Here is a 15,699-nt window from a genome sequence, read left to right on the forward strand (position 1 = left end):
CCGGCAACACAAAAGCCGGCAACTCAACAGCAAGCTCCGAACCACTGTGAATATCAAACAACATGGCTAATTGGCTAGAACAGTAATATTCAGCAAAACCTTTAGAATATATCAACCTACATATATCATTACCCACTCAGTCATTCCTGCCTTTCTACGCTTTGCTAGAAAGCTTGCCAGCGCCTTCTAAGTGGGCAATTACCTATGAGGGTTGGTATTATAGTGAAGTGACCACACATTGTTCAGTTAGTTGGCAGACTAACCAATTTTGCCTCTATATTAGTGAATTAGAGTGAGAACGAGTACAATACTCTTAACGCGTTTTCGTTAACGTTTTAAACAGGTTAAAAAAACTACATGCAACAAGCCGACAACTCGGATTATCAAATTAAGCGCTTTTTACAGTATCTGAAAGCGTATAAAGTGCCTTTTGTGTTTGCCATTATCGGTATGATTGGTTATTCCGCGGTAGATACTTTTGTATTTTCACAGCTACAGCCAATGATTGATGAATCGCTAGGCAATAACGATAAAGACTATCTTCGGATGGCTGCGTACGCCATAGTTCCTTTGTTTCTATTACGGGGCGTGTTCAATTTCTTAGGCAGCTACACATTAAGCTGGATTGGTGCTCAAGTAGTAATGCGCATGCGCCAGCAGCTGTTTGAAAAATACATTCATCTTCCAGTGGCGTTTCACGATAATCATGCAGTTGGCGGGCTCATCAGTAAAGTCACTTACGACACCGAACAAGTGGCTAATGCTTCTGGTAAGGCGCTGCTAACGTTGGTGAGAGAAGGCGCACTGGTTATCGGTCTGCTGTGTGTCATGTTCTATTACTCATGGCAGCTCTCGCTCATATTTCTTTTAATTGGCCCCGTTGTGGCGGTGATTGTTTCTATCGTCAGTAAGCGTTTTCGCGTTGTCAGTAAAAACATTCAACAGTCAATGGGCAACCTAACATCGTCGGTAGAGCAAGCTGTTAAAGGTCACAAAGTTGTGATCATGTTTGGCGGTCAAGAAATAGAGCAAAAGCGTTTCGAGCAGAAAAATAATCACAATCGCCAGCAGTCAATGAAGCTTCATGTGACCTCTATATTAAGCGTATCGTCAATTCAGGTTATTGCATCAATAGCGCTTGCTGTTGTTCTGTTTATAGCCAGTACGCCGGGCATGCTAGAAAAGCTAACGGCTGGTGTATTTATCAACGTCGTATTTTGCATGGTAATGCTGCTGAAGCCTCTAAAACAACTCACTACCATTAACAACCAATTCCAAAAAGGCATGGCAGCGTGTGCCAGTATCTTTGAGATCCTTGATGAAGATGATGAAGAAGACAAAGGTAAAACAAAGGTTGAACGCGCCATAGGTAAGATAGAATTCGACGACGTAACCTTTTCCTACCCGGGCAAACAGACACCTGCATTGTCTAATGTGAGTTTTATTGCAAACCCTGGCCAATCGATAGCATTAGTAGGGCGTTCAGGAAGCGGCAAATCGACTATCTCGTCGCTGCTTACGCGTTTTTACGTACCGCAAGAAGGTGAAATACGCCTAGACGACAAGCCGCTTAACGACATTGACCTAAAAAATCTGCGAGCGCAGTTTGCAGTCGTTTCACAAAATGTGACGCTATTTAACGATTCTATTGCGAACAACATTGCTTATGGTGCGAGAGAAAACGTATCTCGAAAAGACATTGAAAATGCAGCTAAGATGGCGCATGTTGAAGAGTTTTTATCGAACCTACCTGATGGTTTAGATACGGTTATCGGTGAAAATGGCCTAATGCTATCGGGTGGTCAGCGACAGCGTATTGCTATTGCTCGTGCAATCCTTGCCGAAGCGCCCATTCTGATTTTGGACGAAGCGACTTCTGCCCTTGATACTGAGTCTGAGCGCTTGATTCAAGATGCGCTGGAAACGCTGCAAAAACGATGTACCAGTATTGTAGTGGCCCACCGTTTGTCTACCATTGAAAATGCAGACTGCATTATGGTGGTTGAGCAGGGCCGCATTCTCGAGAAAGGCAAACACAATGAGTTGCTCGAAAAAGGTGGTCATTACGCTCAGCTGCACGCACTGCAATTTGGTGAGGCTAAGTGAGCCAGTTGCAAAGTAAAACCAAGCACGATAAGTGGTATTTTGGCCATCCTTTGGTGTGGCTTCTTTCACCGCTTGCGCTGTTGTTTTACTTTGTCTCAGCACTTCGACGTTTATTATTTAAAGTAGGCATTAAAAAAGCTTACAAAGCGAGTGCGCCCGTCATCGTAGTTGGCAATATTTCGGTAGGTGGAAACGGTAAAACTCCGGTTGTACTGGCGTTGGCCGATTACTATCAAAAACAAGGCGTAAAGGTTGGTATTTTAAGTCGCGGGTATGGCGCTAAGTCGCCGTTTTACCCTCGACTAGTTAACGGCGAGGACGATGCCTCTGAAGTAGGTGACGAGCCCCGTTTATTAGCCACAAGAAGCCAATGTGACGTGGTAATTGACCCAGTTCGCGCACGCGGGGCCGCTTACTTAAGTGACGAATTACAGTGTGATTTAATTATCTGTGATGATGGCCTTCAGCATTACGCGCTTCATCGCGATGTTGAAGTTGTGGTAATGGATGACAGAAAAGTGGGAAGCGGTTTTTTGCTGCCAATGGGGCCACTACGTGAAGGGCAGTGGCGATTGAATACCGTTGATGCGTTAATTCATAACAGTCGTTCAATGCCAACATTCAACAATGCCGTAGCGCCTCAATACTTGATGACGTTAGTCGCAGGGGATTTTACCTGTGTGGCTAACAGAGTGAAAACCACAACGCTTGAAGAGATTAAAAAAGTGCCATGCAGCGCTATTGCTGGTATCGGTTCTCCACAGCGTTTTTTCTCTCAGCTTAGAGAAATGGGTATTCAACTTTCTTCTGCCACTCCTTTGGCTGATCATCATGCTATAACGCCTTCAGATATACCTAATGGTAGAGTGTTAATGACGGAAAAAGATGCGGTAAAAGCGGCATCCTTCGCTCACGAAGATTGCTGGTTCTTACCCGTTACTGCTCATTTGGCACCAGATTTTTTTAATTTAGTAAACGTAAAACTTGCCAAAGCAGGTTTAAAGATTCACCAAAACGGACAGGAATAATAACAATGGCCTTTGATAAGAAGCTTTTAGAAGTTTTGGCTTGCCCAGTGTGTAAGGGAAAATTAGTACTTAGTGAAGACAACACTCAGTTAATTTGCCGATTCGATAGGTTGGCTTTTGATATTAAAGATGGCATCCCTGTACTTATCGAAAGTAAAGCAACTGCATTGTCGTTAGACGAAGTAGACGCAACGCGCTAATAAAACGTTTAATTAAGTGGTAAGTAAGGGCGAAATAAAGTTATGTCATTTACAGTTGTGATACCCGCTCGGTATGGCTCAAGCCGGTTTCCAGGCAAACCTTTAGCGTTAATTGGCGGTAAACCAATGATTCAACACGTCGTTGAGCGTGCTAAGGAGGCTGGCGCCGATACCATCATAGTGGCAACCGACGATGAGCGCATTCAAAACGTAGTGGCTGGGTTTGCCAAAGTCTGTATGACGTCAGTTGATCATCAATCGGGAACAGAGCGTATTGCTGAGGTTGTCGAAAAAGAAGGCATTGACAGCGCTACCATTGTGGTCAATGTGCAGGGAGACGAACCCTTTATACCTGCAGAAAATATCAGGCAGGTTGCCGACAACCTTGCGAATGCACCTCAGTGTCAAATGGCTACACTGTCTACGCCAATCGAGAGTGCTGAAGACGTATTTAATCCCAATATTGTAAAGGTATTGGTAAACGAAAAGGGTGAGTCAATCTACTTCTCTCGTTCTCCCATTCCCTTTGAGCGTGATCACATGATGGCAAACCCACAATCTGCAAACACGTCGCTTTATAAACGTCACATAGGTATTTATGCCTACCGCGCTCAATACATTAAGCAATATGTGGCTTATGCACCTAGTTCACTGGAACAAATTGAGTCATTAGAGCAGCTACGTGCTATATGGTATGGCGATAAAATTCACTGTGAAGTTGCGATAGCGCCGCCTCCCGTTGGAATTGATACTCCAGAAGATCTAGAACGCCTTTTGAAGACTATAAAATAACGAGAAATGAGGGCCGAAATAGGGCTTAGCGTTTATCAGTAATGAGCGATAAGTCCTTACGAATCTGCCAGTTCTCGTGAAAGGTTAATAAAACCTTTTTAAAGTATACACATTGTAACAAGGGAACCGTTATGAACGTAGTAATTACCGGTGGCAATAGAGGCATAGGCCTTGCGCTTACCAAGCAATATAAAGCACGTGGCGCAAAGGTTTATGCCACATGTCGTAATAGCTGTGATGAGTTAAACAGTGCAGGTGTGACCATTATCAAAGGTGTGGATGTATCTCAGCCTGAGACATTGGCTGAAAAACTAGCTCCTTTAATGGATATCAACATTGATTTGCTCATCAACAACGCTGGTGTACTTGGACGCGAAAGTCTTGATGACTGGGATCCAAACACAATCGACTACCAGTTTCGCGTTAATGCTATGGGCCCACTTCTAGTTACACAAACATTGCTGCCAGCAATGGCGCAGGACAGTAAAATTGCGTTAATTACCAGTCGTATGGGGTCAATGGCTGACAATGGTTCAGGCGGTTATTACGGATACCGTATGTCTAAAGCTGCGTTAAACGCAGCGGGTGTTTCTATGGCCAATGACTTAAAACCTAGAGGCATTGCCGTAGGTATTTTTCACCCTGGGTTCGTGCAAACTGAGATGGTAAATGGAGCAGGGGATATTGATGCCGATACTTGCGCCGAACGTTTGTCACAGCGTATTGATGAATTAGATGTAACTAACGCGGGTCGCTTTATTCATTCCAGTGGTGAAGTATTGCCTTGGTAAGCTCATTGCTAGCTTGTCATGAACTTAAACGCATTATATTAAAAGAGTGCTAATAAATAAGTGCTCTTTTATCTTAGCCTTTAATTTTTTAATTTGCCTTTCAACTACTTTTTCGTATTGAGTCGTAGATTGCTAGCGCGTTAAATTATATGTGTTAATAATCTGCTCAATAGACCCATCTTTCAAACGAGCGCTAAGAGCATCGTTAAACTCGGGGAATAGCGATGCACATTTTGATTTGGCAGAGATAGCAAAATGTACATTATTTGATGATATAGGTGACTGGCTTAATCGCATGCCGTCATTTTCTGGGACGTTCAAGTGACTTAGTGCTGCGCTTTGAGGTGAAACTGCGTAGTCGGCACGGTGGCGGCGCATCATTTCATACATTTTGTCGTGGTCTTTAACTTCGATAATATTTAAGTTTGGTTTAATGCTATCGAATTTTTCACCTAAGCTTATTCCTCTAGGCATCACACCAATATATTGCGCAAGGGCGTTAAGCGAAAGCTCGGTGCCTCGTGTTTGTATCAATGAGGGCGAGAGCACAACGTAAACCTCTTCTGCTGCAAACGGTGCGGTTATAAGCCACTTTCGACTTCGAGTTTCATTCCAATAGTTTCCCGCCAAAATGTCAAGTTCACCTGCGTCGAGTTTAGATTCGATGCGTTTCCAAGGCAGCCCGGTTTCTATCTTTAGTTTGACACCTAAATCCCGTGCTAACAGGGTTAGAACGTCAAATGCTATCCCCGTAGCTTTCAACTTTCCTTCAAACTCGTTAAATGCGTAAGGAAACCACTGTTGTGCTCCCGCGGTGTGTAAGGTCTTACACTCTGTGCTGGCCTGTGCACGCGGGCTAAACAACAAAGTCAAAATGAGCAATATGCCAAACGACAAAATGCAGTGGGATAAATGTTTCGGTTTGAAGTAGGGTAACATTGCCATATTTTATTCACGCACCAAAGAAGGTGGCGTTGATAGTATTAGTTGTTTAATTGTGCATAGAGTCCGTTATACATAAAACCCTATCGACTGGCAATTAGCCGATAGGGTTACAAAAATAACGAATAGATGACTTTCGAGTATAGACTGCAGTTAATCGAAAGTTACAGCGCGCGATCAGCGACTTCGCCTTCGTCTTCTTCGTCTTGGTCTTCAGACAGTACGGCCCATACGTCGTGCTCGTTAGCATGGATTACTTCTGCCCATACCCGATCGCCCGGTTTTACATCATAAACACCGTTTAAGTGAACCAGGCCGTCAACTTCTGGTGCATCTGCGTAAGTACGACCTACAGCACCTTCCGCGTCAACGCTGTCTATAACAACTTGATATTCGTTACCGATTCTAGCTTGTAAACGAGCCTGGCTGATTTCGCCCTGTACTTCCATAAAACGTGCAAGGCGAGCTTGTTTCAATTCTTCTGGTACTGGATCGGGGAGGTCATTTGCTCTCGCTCCTTCAACAGGTGAATAGGCGAATGCACCAACACGATCAAGCTGCGCTTCGCGAAGGAAGTCCAATAACTCTTCAAACTCTTCTTCTGTTTCACCCGGAAAGCCAACGATGAATGTGGAACGAATGACTAATGATGGGCACTGTTCGCGCCACTTTTTAACGCGCTCTAGTACACGCTCAGCACTGCCTGGGCGTTTCATTAACTTAAGAATACGTTTGTTTGCGTGTTGAAACGGAATATCCAAGTAAGGAAGGATCTTACCTTCGTTCATTAGCGGTATTAGGTCATCGACGTGCGGGTAGGGGTATACATAATGTAAACGGACCCAAATACCCATTTCGCCCAGCTTTTCACACAGTTGCTGCATGTGCGCTTTAACCGGCATGCCGTTCCAGAATCCCGTTCTGTGCTTAACATCAACACCATAGGCGCTAGTGTCTTGTGAAATAACCAATAGCTCTTTAACACCAGCGTCTTTCAAACGCTTAGCTTCATCTAGTACGTTACCCACTGGGCGGCTGACAAGGTCGCCACGCATAGAAGGGATAATGCAGAACGTACAACGGTGGTTACAGCCTTCTGAAATCTTTAAATAAGCATAATGACGCGGCGTTAATTTTACGCCGTGGTCAGGAATGAGATCTTCAAACGGATTGTGCTGTGGCTTTGGAAGATGATCGTGTACTTGTTTAACTACCGTTTCGTAGGCGTGAGGCCCGGTGATAGCCAGTACATTTGGATGAAGCTCTCTAATTTCGTCCTCTTTAACACCTAAACAACCGGTAACGATAACTTTACCGTTTTCTTTAAGCGCTTCCCCAATGGTATCTAATGACTCTTCAACCGCTGCGTCAATGAAGCCACATGTGTTAACGATAACAAGATCAGCATCGTTATAGGTAGGGACGACGTCATAACCCTCGGTGCGAAGTTGAGTAAGAATACGCTCTGAATCAACTAAGTTCTTAGGGCAACCTAAGCTAACAAAACCAATTCTGCTGCCATTGCTTTGTTGCGAAGGTTTGTTGTCACTTAATACCTTCACTGGCGTTTCTAGCGTGGTGGTTTTATTTACTACTTTGTTTGGATTAAACGTTTCTACTGTCATCTAAAATATCACCTGGAAAATGACTGAGCTTAAAATGGCCGCGGATTATACAGGAAAACCCGCGTAGACGCAGTATATATGTTTAGCGTTGACGATATAAGTTGTTAGCGCATATTTGAAATAGCGCGCAGGTAAACGTTTTTTAAGAGTATAAAAACTAAAAGCGACAGATTATACGGTTAAAGCAACAACAAGAAGGTTTAAAAAAGCGTTGTCTACCCCCACTTTAGTCACTTCTTAGAAATAAATACCATCAAGACTTTTTGCGTTTTGAAAATGCAAAGTTGAAAACTTAGAAGTGAAAATATGCTCAAATTACCGCTAGCTTTTTATGATGAGTCAGGGAGAATTCTGCCGCCCCGTTGGCTCTATAGCGTGCTTATTCTTCTTTGCATCGATTGGTTAGCGTTTATATTTTCGCTAGCTTCTCGTACTCAAACCAGTGAACTACTCGCATTTTTCTACCCGCAAAAAGAAAGCTTGGGTTTAGGGCTAGCAGCCAGTTTTCCCGTGTTAATTGCTTTGGTTTTAATTAGTCAGCGTGAACGTTTGTGGAAAAAAGAGTATTTAGCTTGGCGAAAATGGGTTATACCACTGGCTCAGTTGGGTGTACTGGCACTCTTAAGCGTTCAGCTTTATTACACAATGCATCATCACTGGGGGTTTGAATACATTACGGGCGTGAAAATCGTTTTTTACAGCATAGCTTTATATGCTATTTCCAAAAGTCGCCACCTGAAGTGGATGGTAGAGGATTGGGAGACGCCCAATCCCTGAAGTTAGTGTCGTTTAGAACCAGTACCTTTTAGCACCATCAACCGCGTAACTTAACAACACTGGATTTTGATTGGGTGCAAAGCCGACGAATATTTAGTGGCTGCCTAAGTGATTGCCCAGCGCTTGTTCATAATAAGAATTAACGCTTATTTGACTGTCGTTAACCAGACGTTCATAGCAGATACCTGCTAAGGCATAGGTATTTTCACCAACCTGAAGAAAAACGGCAGGTGCTTTGGGGTTTGACTGATCGTAAATCCACTGACCATCTAGCTGCGCTTTTAAAATTTCGCCGACATAAGCGCCAAAGATATTACAAATGGTGAACACCGCTTCATCTTCTAACGCTAAATCGTGATACTTATCTACGAAACTCAGTAAAATATCATCTACAAGTTTTACGCTAGCAGGTGAGTGGTCGAGTACAATTTCGAACTCATCAGCTGCAGTAACCACAGCGTCCTTTGCGCAATCTGCCATTAATTTATTGAGTTCATCAGGTGACATTTTGTTCTCCTTCTCACCAATACTTTTAATACACCAAGTCAACGCTGAAAAAGCCCTAATGACAAGGTGTTATAGGTTTTTAACTATTGTGCGTAAGTTATCGGCTAAAGTCTATTTTTGTCCAGTTAATCTATTAATTACACTTGCAGCGGCGAACATGCCAAATGTGGCGGTTACTGTCACTACAGCTCCAAATCCGCCAGCACAGTCAAGTCGAGTGCCGCCTTCCATCGCAGACTTATTGTAGCAAACCGAACCGTCTGGCTGTGGATAGCGCAATTGCTCAGTTGAATAGATGCACTCAACGCCAAAGCGACGTTTAGGGTTCTTACTGAAGTTGTAGTTACGACGAAGTTCGCTGCGAAGCTTAGCCGCAAGCGGATCCTGCGTTGTTTTAGCTAAGTCGCCTTTAGTTACTTGGGTTGGGTCTATTTGACCGCCTGCACCGCCAACCGTAACAATCGGAATTTTATTGCGTTTACAGTGAGCTATCATCGCCGCTTTAGCGCGAATACTGTCGGTAGCGTCAACCACAGCGTGCATTTCTTTATTTAGCAATGTGGCTGTATTTTCAGGCGTAACGAAATCCTCGACACAGATTACGTTGCAAGCTGGGTTAATCAAGTTAATTCGAGCTGCAATTGCGTCTACCTTTGCTTCTCCGATAGTGTTTGAGAGCGCATGTATCTGTCGGTTCGTATTCGTCACGCACACATCGTCCAAATCAATAAGCGTGATAGTACCAACGCCTGAACGGGCCAGCGCTTCTGCAGTCCAACTTCCTACACCACCAATGCCGACTACGGCCACATGACTATTGGCTAAATTATTGGTTTGCTGCGCGCCATACAAGCGCACGATACCGCCTAAACGTGGATCATCAGACATGTTTCACTTCACTTAAAAATAAACTAACTCAAAGGCGTGTGTTTACACAAAAACGTGCAAGCACGCTAGCAGGGCGCGCATCATCTCAAAAGTGGACACTAAAGATCAATACACTCCAGTTTTTTCGAATAATAAATCCGATTTAAAGCGACATACGTTCTACCCAATACATGTTTAAATTAATTCATTGTTTAATGAAGTAATAAAAAGGGGCAGGCATATGGGCTTACTCGTTGATGGGAAATGGCAAGACAAGTGGTACGACACCAGCAAAAATGGTGGGAAATTTGAGCGCCAAGCATCTAAATTTCGTGACAAAGTTAGTAATGAAGATGGTTCCACGTTTCCCGCTGAATCTGGTCGCTATCATCTTTATGTCTCGTTAGCTTGTCCTTGGGCCCACAGAGCGCTCATATTTAGAAAGTTAAAGGGATTGGAGGCGCATATTGATGTTTCGGTGGTACACCCAGAAATGCTTAATCAAGGGTGGGAGTTTAAAGATTACCCAGGATCAACGGGGGATAAGCTTTATAACTTCGATTATGCGCATCAAATTTATACTAAGGCAGAACCTGAGATAACCACCCGTGTCACTGTTCCAATCCTTTGGGATAAACGAACAGAAACTATCGTTAATAATGAATCAGCGGAGATTATTCGTATTTTTAACAGTGGGTTTAATGCACTGACTAATAATGACGACGATTACTATCCTAAAGCACTGCGCGAAGAAATTGATACCATCAACAACATGGTGTATCACGACATTAACAATGGTGTATATAAAGCTGGGTTTGCTACAACACAAGAAGCTTACGAAGAAGCAGTTACTGCCTTGTTTGATTCGCTGGACAGGGTTGAGGAAAGGTTGAGTAAACAGCGCTATTTGGTTGGTAATCACATTACAGAAGCCGACTGGCGTTTATTTACTACACTCATTCGCTTTGACGCTGTCTATCATGGGCATTTTAAGTGCAATAAAAAGCAGATTGCAGACTATCCGAATATTTACGGTTATATGAAAGAACTTTATCAGGTACCGGGCGTTGCTGAAACGGTAAACTTCGACCATATCAAAAGGCACTATTACTACAGCCACACTATGATAAATCCAACGCAGGTAATCCCCGTCGGGCCAGAGCAAGATCTTAGGTCGCCTCACGGTCGCGATAAATTTAAAAGCTAAACGTTTATTACAGTAAGGATCAACACCGCCAATGCATTTTGAAAGCGTCGCCGAAAAACACGTGCTATCACTTTTAGAATTTGAGCGTAGTAACAAAGCCTATTTTGAAATGTCTATAGCACCAAGAGAGGCTACGTTTTATTCATTGGATGGCGTTGGCTACCACATTACCGAATTGCTTTACTTACAACAGCAGAAAAGAGCTTGGGGTTATGTGCTTGTTGATGAGCAACGAAACAACCAGATTGTAGCGCGTGCTAACATCAAAAATAGAGCAGGCGACAAGGCGGAAATCGGCTATCGAGTTGCAGAGAAGGAGTGTGGAAAAGGCATTGCTTCTCACTGCGTCTCATTTTTAATTGAGGAGGCCGAAAGCATGGGTATAAAATTACTCACTGCTGAAGTCATGGACAACAATGCCGCTTCTGAAAAAGTCCTTATCAAGAATGGTTTTAGTCCTAAGCAGTGTTTTCGCCGAAAGTATCAACATCAAGGCGCCCTTCATAACAGTATCTACTTCGAACTCGCACTTTAAACTCAGTGATAGATAACGGAGATAGCGAAACGCTGTGTTATTTAAATTGAAATAGTAATTCACTTCCTCTAATGATTTAATATCGGTATGTCTAAACTCTCTTTCACGACGATAATAAAGGGGCGGTATGCGCGTTTTAGTTGTGAAAGACGATAATGTAATCATAAATACACAGGGAATTTCTATCTAAATGGCAACCCCAATTACCTGCTTTAAAGCGTACGATATTCGTGGCGAATTGAATTCACAGTTAACTGAAAATGTAGCGTACCGAATTGGCTATGCTTTTGCGCAAGAATTAAATGCGAAAACTGTTGTTGTTGGTAGTGATGTGCGTCTTACGTCAACACCATTAAAATTAGCGTTGAGTGCGGGTCTTATCGATGCTGGCGCGACAGTGACTGATATTGGCATGGCAGGAACAGAGGAAATTTACTTCGCTACTAAACACCTTGGCGTTGATGGTGGTATTGAGGTAACGGCAAGTCATAACCCCATTAATTACAACGGTATGAAACTGGTGAAGTCAGGCTCTGTTCCAATTAGTGGCGACACAGGCCTTAACGCGATAAAAGAGAAAGCGGAAGCGTTAGAAGATAGCTTCGTGTCAGAGCGATTAGCACACTACACTGAGGCTACATCAATTGATGCCGATGCGTTTTTTAATGGTACGGCTCATGTAAAAGAAAACAAGCTTGCTGAAACCGATAAGTATGCGGTTAAGTCATGTATGTCTGACTATGTGTCTCACATGCTTTCTTACGTCAACTTGAGTAATTTCACGCCGTTAAAAGTGGTGGTTAACGCGGGTAATGGTGCAGCAGGGCCTGCGCTTGACGCAATTGAAAAAGAAATGAAAGTGCAGGGTGTACCGATTGAATTCATAAAAGTACATCACAACGCAGATGGTACTTTTCCTAATGGTATACCTAACCCGCTTTTACCTGAGAATCGCGCAGACACAGCTGATGCGGTTAGATCATCAGGTGCTGATTTCGGTATTGCGTGGGATGGTGATTTTGACCGCTGCTTCTTGTTTGATGCAGACGGTGAATTTATTGAAGGGTATTACATTGTTGGCTTGCTTGCCGAAGCATTCATTGAAAAAAACACCGACAGCAAAATCATTTATGACCCACGTGTGTACTGGAACACAGAAGATATCGTAGCGAATGCAGGCGGTACACCGATTAAATCTAAAACAGGCCATGCGTTTATTAAAGAACGTATGCGTAAAGAAGACGCCGTTTACGGCGGAGAAATGAGCGCGCATCACTACTTTAGAGATTTTGCCTACTGTGACTCGGGCATGATCCCTTGGCTATTAATTGCCGAATTGGTATGCGTGAAACAACAAACGCTCGCAAGTATGGTAAAAGAACGTATTCAGGCGTTCCCTTCGTCGGGTGAAATTAACAGCAAACTTAAAGATGCTGATGCTGCACTTGAACGTGTAACAAGTAAGTATCAACCTCTCGCTAGCGTTATCGACACAACTGACGGGTTAGGATTAGAATTCGACACTTGGCGCTTTAACTTGCGTAAATCGAATACTGAGCCAGTTATTCGTCTGAACGTTGAGAGTAAAGGCGACATTGCTCTGATGGAGCAGAAAACAGAAGAGTTACTTTCTCTTATTCGAGCTGAATAGCAATTCTGTCTTTGTTTTAAATTAAGAAAGCTTTGTAAGTAAAGGCGATAATATTCAATATTATCGCCTTTCTTGATTTTGCTTGTTTTTAAATAAACTAATTTGTATATCAATAGCATGCGATGGTTATGCGTAACTTTTTGGCGCTAGGCTATAGTCATAAAACCGTTTCGATTATGCAGATATTTAGTTTGGCACTAGTGATAAAGTAGTACTCAAATAAGGTACCAAACTCATAACAGCTCGCGATAGTTTAGTTACCATTATACGAGTAAATAAATCATCCACGCGTGGCAAATAACCACAACGCTAGTTAACCCCATACGCAAACTGATATAACTGACAACCTGCTCTTTAGGAAGGCTTAGCGTGAACTTGTCATAGATTAATATTGCGACGTAGCTAAGTGACAATACGCCAAAAGCTTTTACATCATGTGAGAATACTAAACACAGCCATCCTACAACGGTTGGCAGCATTGCGATAAGCATTTGCTTGCCATAGCGTTGGTTACTTACTGCGTCCCACCAATGAATACCTCCAAAGAAAGATAGCAGCACAGCTGAGTACTGCACAAAATAAACGGCACTTTGCGTTAGTGATAACAAGTTAAGCTGATAGGCTAGTGGCATTGCTACAAAAGGAATAAGACCGGCGATACCTAAAAAAACCGCAGAATAGGGCATGGATGTTCCTTGACGGTGGTTGTATAAACAAAAATAGCGCCATAAAGGCGCTATTTTTACTATTAAGCATAGTACTTAGTTCAGTGAAACCTAAACTTTTACTTAATCGGCGTGTACTTACGCTGGCTGTGGCCAGTGTAAAGCTGACGAGGACGACCGATCTTCTGTTTAGGGTCGCTCATCATTTCATGCCAGTGTGAAATCCAGCCTACTGTACGAGACAGAGCGAAGATACACGTAAACATGTTGGTAGGAATACCAATTGCCTTAAGAACGATACCTGAGTAGAAATCTACGTTAGGGAACAATTTCTTCTCTGCGAAGTACGGGTCGCTCAACGCAATTTTTTCAAGTTCCATTGCTACTTCAAGAAGTGGATCTTTAACGTTAAGTTCGCTTAGTACTTCGTGGCAGCTTTCACGCATTACTGTTGCACGAGGGTCGTGGTTTTTGTAAACGCGGTGGCCAAAGCCCATAAGACGGAACGGATCGCTCTTGTCTTTAGCGCGTGCAATAAACTCAGGGATACGATCAACTGTGCCGATTTCTTCTAGCATGTTTAGACATGCTTCGTTTGCACCACCGTGAGCAGGACCCCAAAGTGAAGCAACACCAGCAGAAATACAAGCATATGGGTTCGCGCCAGAAGAACCAGCAAGACGAACGGTAGACGTTGACGCATTTTGCTCATGGTCTGCGTGAAGCGTAAAGATACGGTCCATCGCGCGCTCAACAGCTGGGCTGATTTGATATTCTTCTGCTGGAACAGAAAACATCATGTTCAGGAAGTTAGCTGCGTAGCTAAGGTCATTACGTGGGTAAACGAATGGTTGACCGATGTTGTACTTGTAGCACATAGCAACAAGTGTTGGCATCTTAGCGATTAGACGGTGTGCGCTGCGAATGCGCTGTTCTTCATTCGAAACATCTAAATCACTGTGGTAGAACGAAGACATAGCGCCAACTGTACCGCATAGCATTGCCATAGGGTGCGCGTCGTTGCGGAAACCGTGGAAGAACATGTTGATTTGTTCATGTACCATGGTGTGACGAGTGATTGTCTCTTTAAATTCTTCGTACTGTTCTTTTGTTGGTGCATCACCGTGAAGAAGCATGTGACAAACTTCTAGGTAGTCTGCGTCACGTGCAAGTTCTTCGATAGGGAAACCGCGGTGTAATAAAACACCTTGAGCGCCATCAATGTAGGTAATTGAAGACTCGCAAGATCCTGTCGCCATAAAACCTGGGTCGTACGTGAAATAACCGTGTTGGCCTAACGTACGGACATCGATTACATCTTGTCCTTCGGTGCCAGACAAGATAGGAAGCTCGATTTCCTTACCGCCGGCTTTAAGAATGGCTTTCTGATCTGCCATAAAATGCTCTCCTCAGAATGGTTCTGTTTGCAGCGAAAACGGACGAAAATATCCGCTTCGTTGGGAAAAGTGGGCGTATTTGTACTTTATTATGCACCAACAAGTCAATTTAATTGCATATTTGAACAATAAATATTCTGAATTGCTTAAAAAAATACTAGCAATTCAGTAACGTTCAATTAACTCGTTGGTAAATCACTTTGCCCGATACAGTGCAATTATCAATTGGTTTTCGACAAAGGTAAACCACCGATTAATAAATATATTAACAGGTTAGATTGAAAAGTAACCTTTTCATGAGGAATAATTACGCATTCAGATTAAAAGTGCTTAATTTCTTATTGATATGCATAGTTATTCTATTTAGCTACTGATAAACTTCGACTTACTGTAATTGCACTCGTTATAACGTGTTGCGCTCAATTTTGATCTCTTTTTTAGCAAAATAATTATTCTAAAAGTGCGTATAGCGACTAAAGTCTTACTACGGCACAAAAAATTGTAATTATATACTACGCTGGATATACTCAGCGGTGCTTCGGAAACAGAATATTTATTCTGTTACAGGCATTAAAGAATAATTCACAAATTGTTAACAACTCAATGGAT

The 15,699-nt window shown here is 43.0% G+C and carries 15 protein-coding genes; 9 read left to right on the forward strand and 6 right to left on the reverse strand.

What is annotated here, in order from left to right; all coding sequences use genetic code 11:
- Positions 1 to 357: 357 nt before the first annotated feature.
- The 5 genes from msbA to ACXAGK_RS11115 all read left to right on the forward strand — a co-directional run bounded on the left by msbA (position 358) and on the right by ACXAGK_RS11115 (position 4,917).
- Positions 358 to 2,106 carry a lipid A export permease/ATP-binding protein MsbA gene (gene msbA, locus ACXAGK_RS11095; protein ID WP_474856292.1) on the forward strand — a complete coding sequence of 583 codons (1,749 nt, stop codon included), beginning with the start codon at positions 358 to 360 and terminating at the stop codon, positions 2,104 to 2,106.
- Positions 2,103 to 3,134 (forward strand): tetraacyldisaccharide 4'-kinase, encoded by a 1,032-nt coding sequence (gene lpxK / locus ACXAGK_RS11100; protein WP_474856293.1) that lies wholly within the window; start codon positions 2,103 to 2,105, stop codon positions 3,132 to 3,134. Before msbA ends, lpxK begins: the two co-directional genes overlap by 4 nt.
- A gap of 5 nt (positions 3,135 to 3,139) precedes the next feature.
- Complete coding sequence (locus ACXAGK_RS11105; RefSeq protein WP_474806882.1) at positions 3,140 to 3,334, forward strand: Trm112 family protein; 195 nt, start codon at positions 3,140 to 3,142, stop codon at positions 3,332 to 3,334.
- Positions 3,335 to 3,376: 42 nt separating this feature from the next.
- Positions 3,377 to 4,126, forward strand: a complete 750-nt coding sequence (kdsB, locus tag ACXAGK_RS11110; protein WP_474856294.1) for a 3-deoxy-manno-octulosonate cytidylyltransferase — start codon at positions 3,377 to 3,379, stop codon at positions 4,124 to 4,126.
- A 131-nt stretch (positions 4,127 to 4,257) separates the two neighbouring features.
- Positions 4,258 to 4,917: an SDR family oxidoreductase gene (locus ACXAGK_RS11115; RefSeq protein WP_474856295.1), complete on the forward strand. Its 660-nt coding sequence runs from the start codon at positions 4,258 to 4,260 to the stop codon at positions 4,915 to 4,917.
- Between the two features lie 132 nt (positions 4,918 to 5,049).
- On the opposite strand, the gene ACXAGK_RS11120 is transcribed toward ACXAGK_RS11115, so the two are convergent.
- Both ACXAGK_RS11120 and rimO read right to left on the reverse strand, forming a co-directional pair.
- Entirely contained in the window at positions 5,050 to 5,862 is an 813-nt protein-coding gene (locus ACXAGK_RS11120; protein WP_474856296.1) for a substrate-binding periplasmic protein, read from the reverse strand.
- A gap of 161 nt (positions 5,863 to 6,023) precedes the next feature.
- On the reverse strand, positions 6,024 to 7,484 hold the full coding sequence (gene rimO, locus ACXAGK_RS11125) for a 30S ribosomal protein S12 methylthiotransferase RimO (protein ID WP_474856297.1): 1,461 nt from the start codon (positions 7,482 to 7,484) through the stop codon (positions 6,024 to 6,026).
- A gap of 306 nt (positions 7,485 to 7,790) precedes the next feature.
- Between rimO and ACXAGK_RS11130 the strand changes: the two genes are divergently transcribed.
- The gene (locus ACXAGK_RS11130) at positions 7,791 to 8,261 is read left to right on the forward strand and encodes a DUF2919 family protein (RefSeq protein ID WP_474856298.1); all 471 of its coding nucleotides are present in this window, start codon (positions 7,791 to 7,793) and stop codon (positions 8,259 to 8,261) included.
- Positions 8,262 to 8,354: 93 nt separating this feature from the next.
- Here ACXAGK_RS11130 and ACXAGK_RS11135 read toward each other — a convergent pair whose 3' ends face one another.
- Positions 8,355 to 8,768 carry a hypothetical protein gene (locus ACXAGK_RS11135; protein ID WP_474806870.1) on the reverse strand — a complete coding sequence of 138 codons (414 nt, stop codon included), beginning with the start codon at positions 8,766 to 8,768 and terminating at the stop codon, positions 8,355 to 8,357.
- 111 nt (positions 8,769 to 8,879) lie between these two features.
- Entirely contained in the window at positions 8,880 to 9,656 is a 777-nt protein-coding gene (gene tcdA / locus ACXAGK_RS11140; protein WP_179983388.1) for a tRNA cyclic N6-threonylcarbamoyladenosine(37) synthase TcdA, read from the reverse strand.
- Positions 9,657 to 9,876: 220 nt separating this feature from the next.
- On the opposite strand from tcdA, the gene ACXAGK_RS11145 reads away from it, so the two are divergent.
- The 3 genes from ACXAGK_RS11145 (at position 9,877) to ACXAGK_RS11155 (ending at position 13,028) form a co-directional block, all read left to right on the forward strand.
- Positions 9,877 to 10,842, forward strand: a complete 966-nt coding sequence (locus tag ACXAGK_RS11145; RefSeq protein WP_474856299.1) for a glutathione S-transferase family protein — start codon at positions 9,877 to 9,879, stop codon at positions 10,840 to 10,842.
- 31 nt (positions 10,843 to 10,873) lie between these two features.
- Positions 10,874 to 11,377: a GNAT family N-acetyltransferase gene (locus ACXAGK_RS11150; RefSeq protein ID WP_474856300.1), complete on the forward strand. Its 504-nt coding sequence runs from the start codon at positions 10,874 to 10,876 to the stop codon at positions 11,375 to 11,377.
- Positions 11,378 to 11,567: 190 nt separating this feature from the next.
- Entirely contained in the window at positions 11,568 to 13,028 is a 1,461-nt protein-coding gene (locus ACXAGK_RS11155; RefSeq protein ID WP_474856301.1) for a phosphohexomutase domain-containing protein, read from the forward strand.
- A 263-nt stretch (positions 13,029 to 13,291) separates the two neighbouring features.
- On the opposite strand, the gene ACXAGK_RS11160 is transcribed toward ACXAGK_RS11155, so the two are convergent.
- Both ACXAGK_RS11160 and ACXAGK_RS11165 read right to left on the reverse strand, forming a co-directional pair.
- A complete protein-coding gene (locus tag ACXAGK_RS11160) occupies positions 13,292 to 13,714 on the reverse strand; it encodes a DUF3429 domain-containing protein (RefSeq protein WP_474856302.1) in 423 nt (140 codons plus the stop codon).
- Positions 13,715 to 13,812: 98 nt separating this feature from the next.
- On the reverse strand, positions 13,813 to 15,090 hold the full coding sequence (locus tag ACXAGK_RS11165) for a citrate synthase (protein ID WP_474806861.1): 1,278 nt from the start codon (positions 15,088 to 15,090) through the stop codon (positions 13,813 to 13,815).
- Positions 15,091 to 15,699 lie beyond the last annotated feature (609 nt).

This window comes from Alteromonas sp. ABM1_013 (assembly GCF_056160505.1).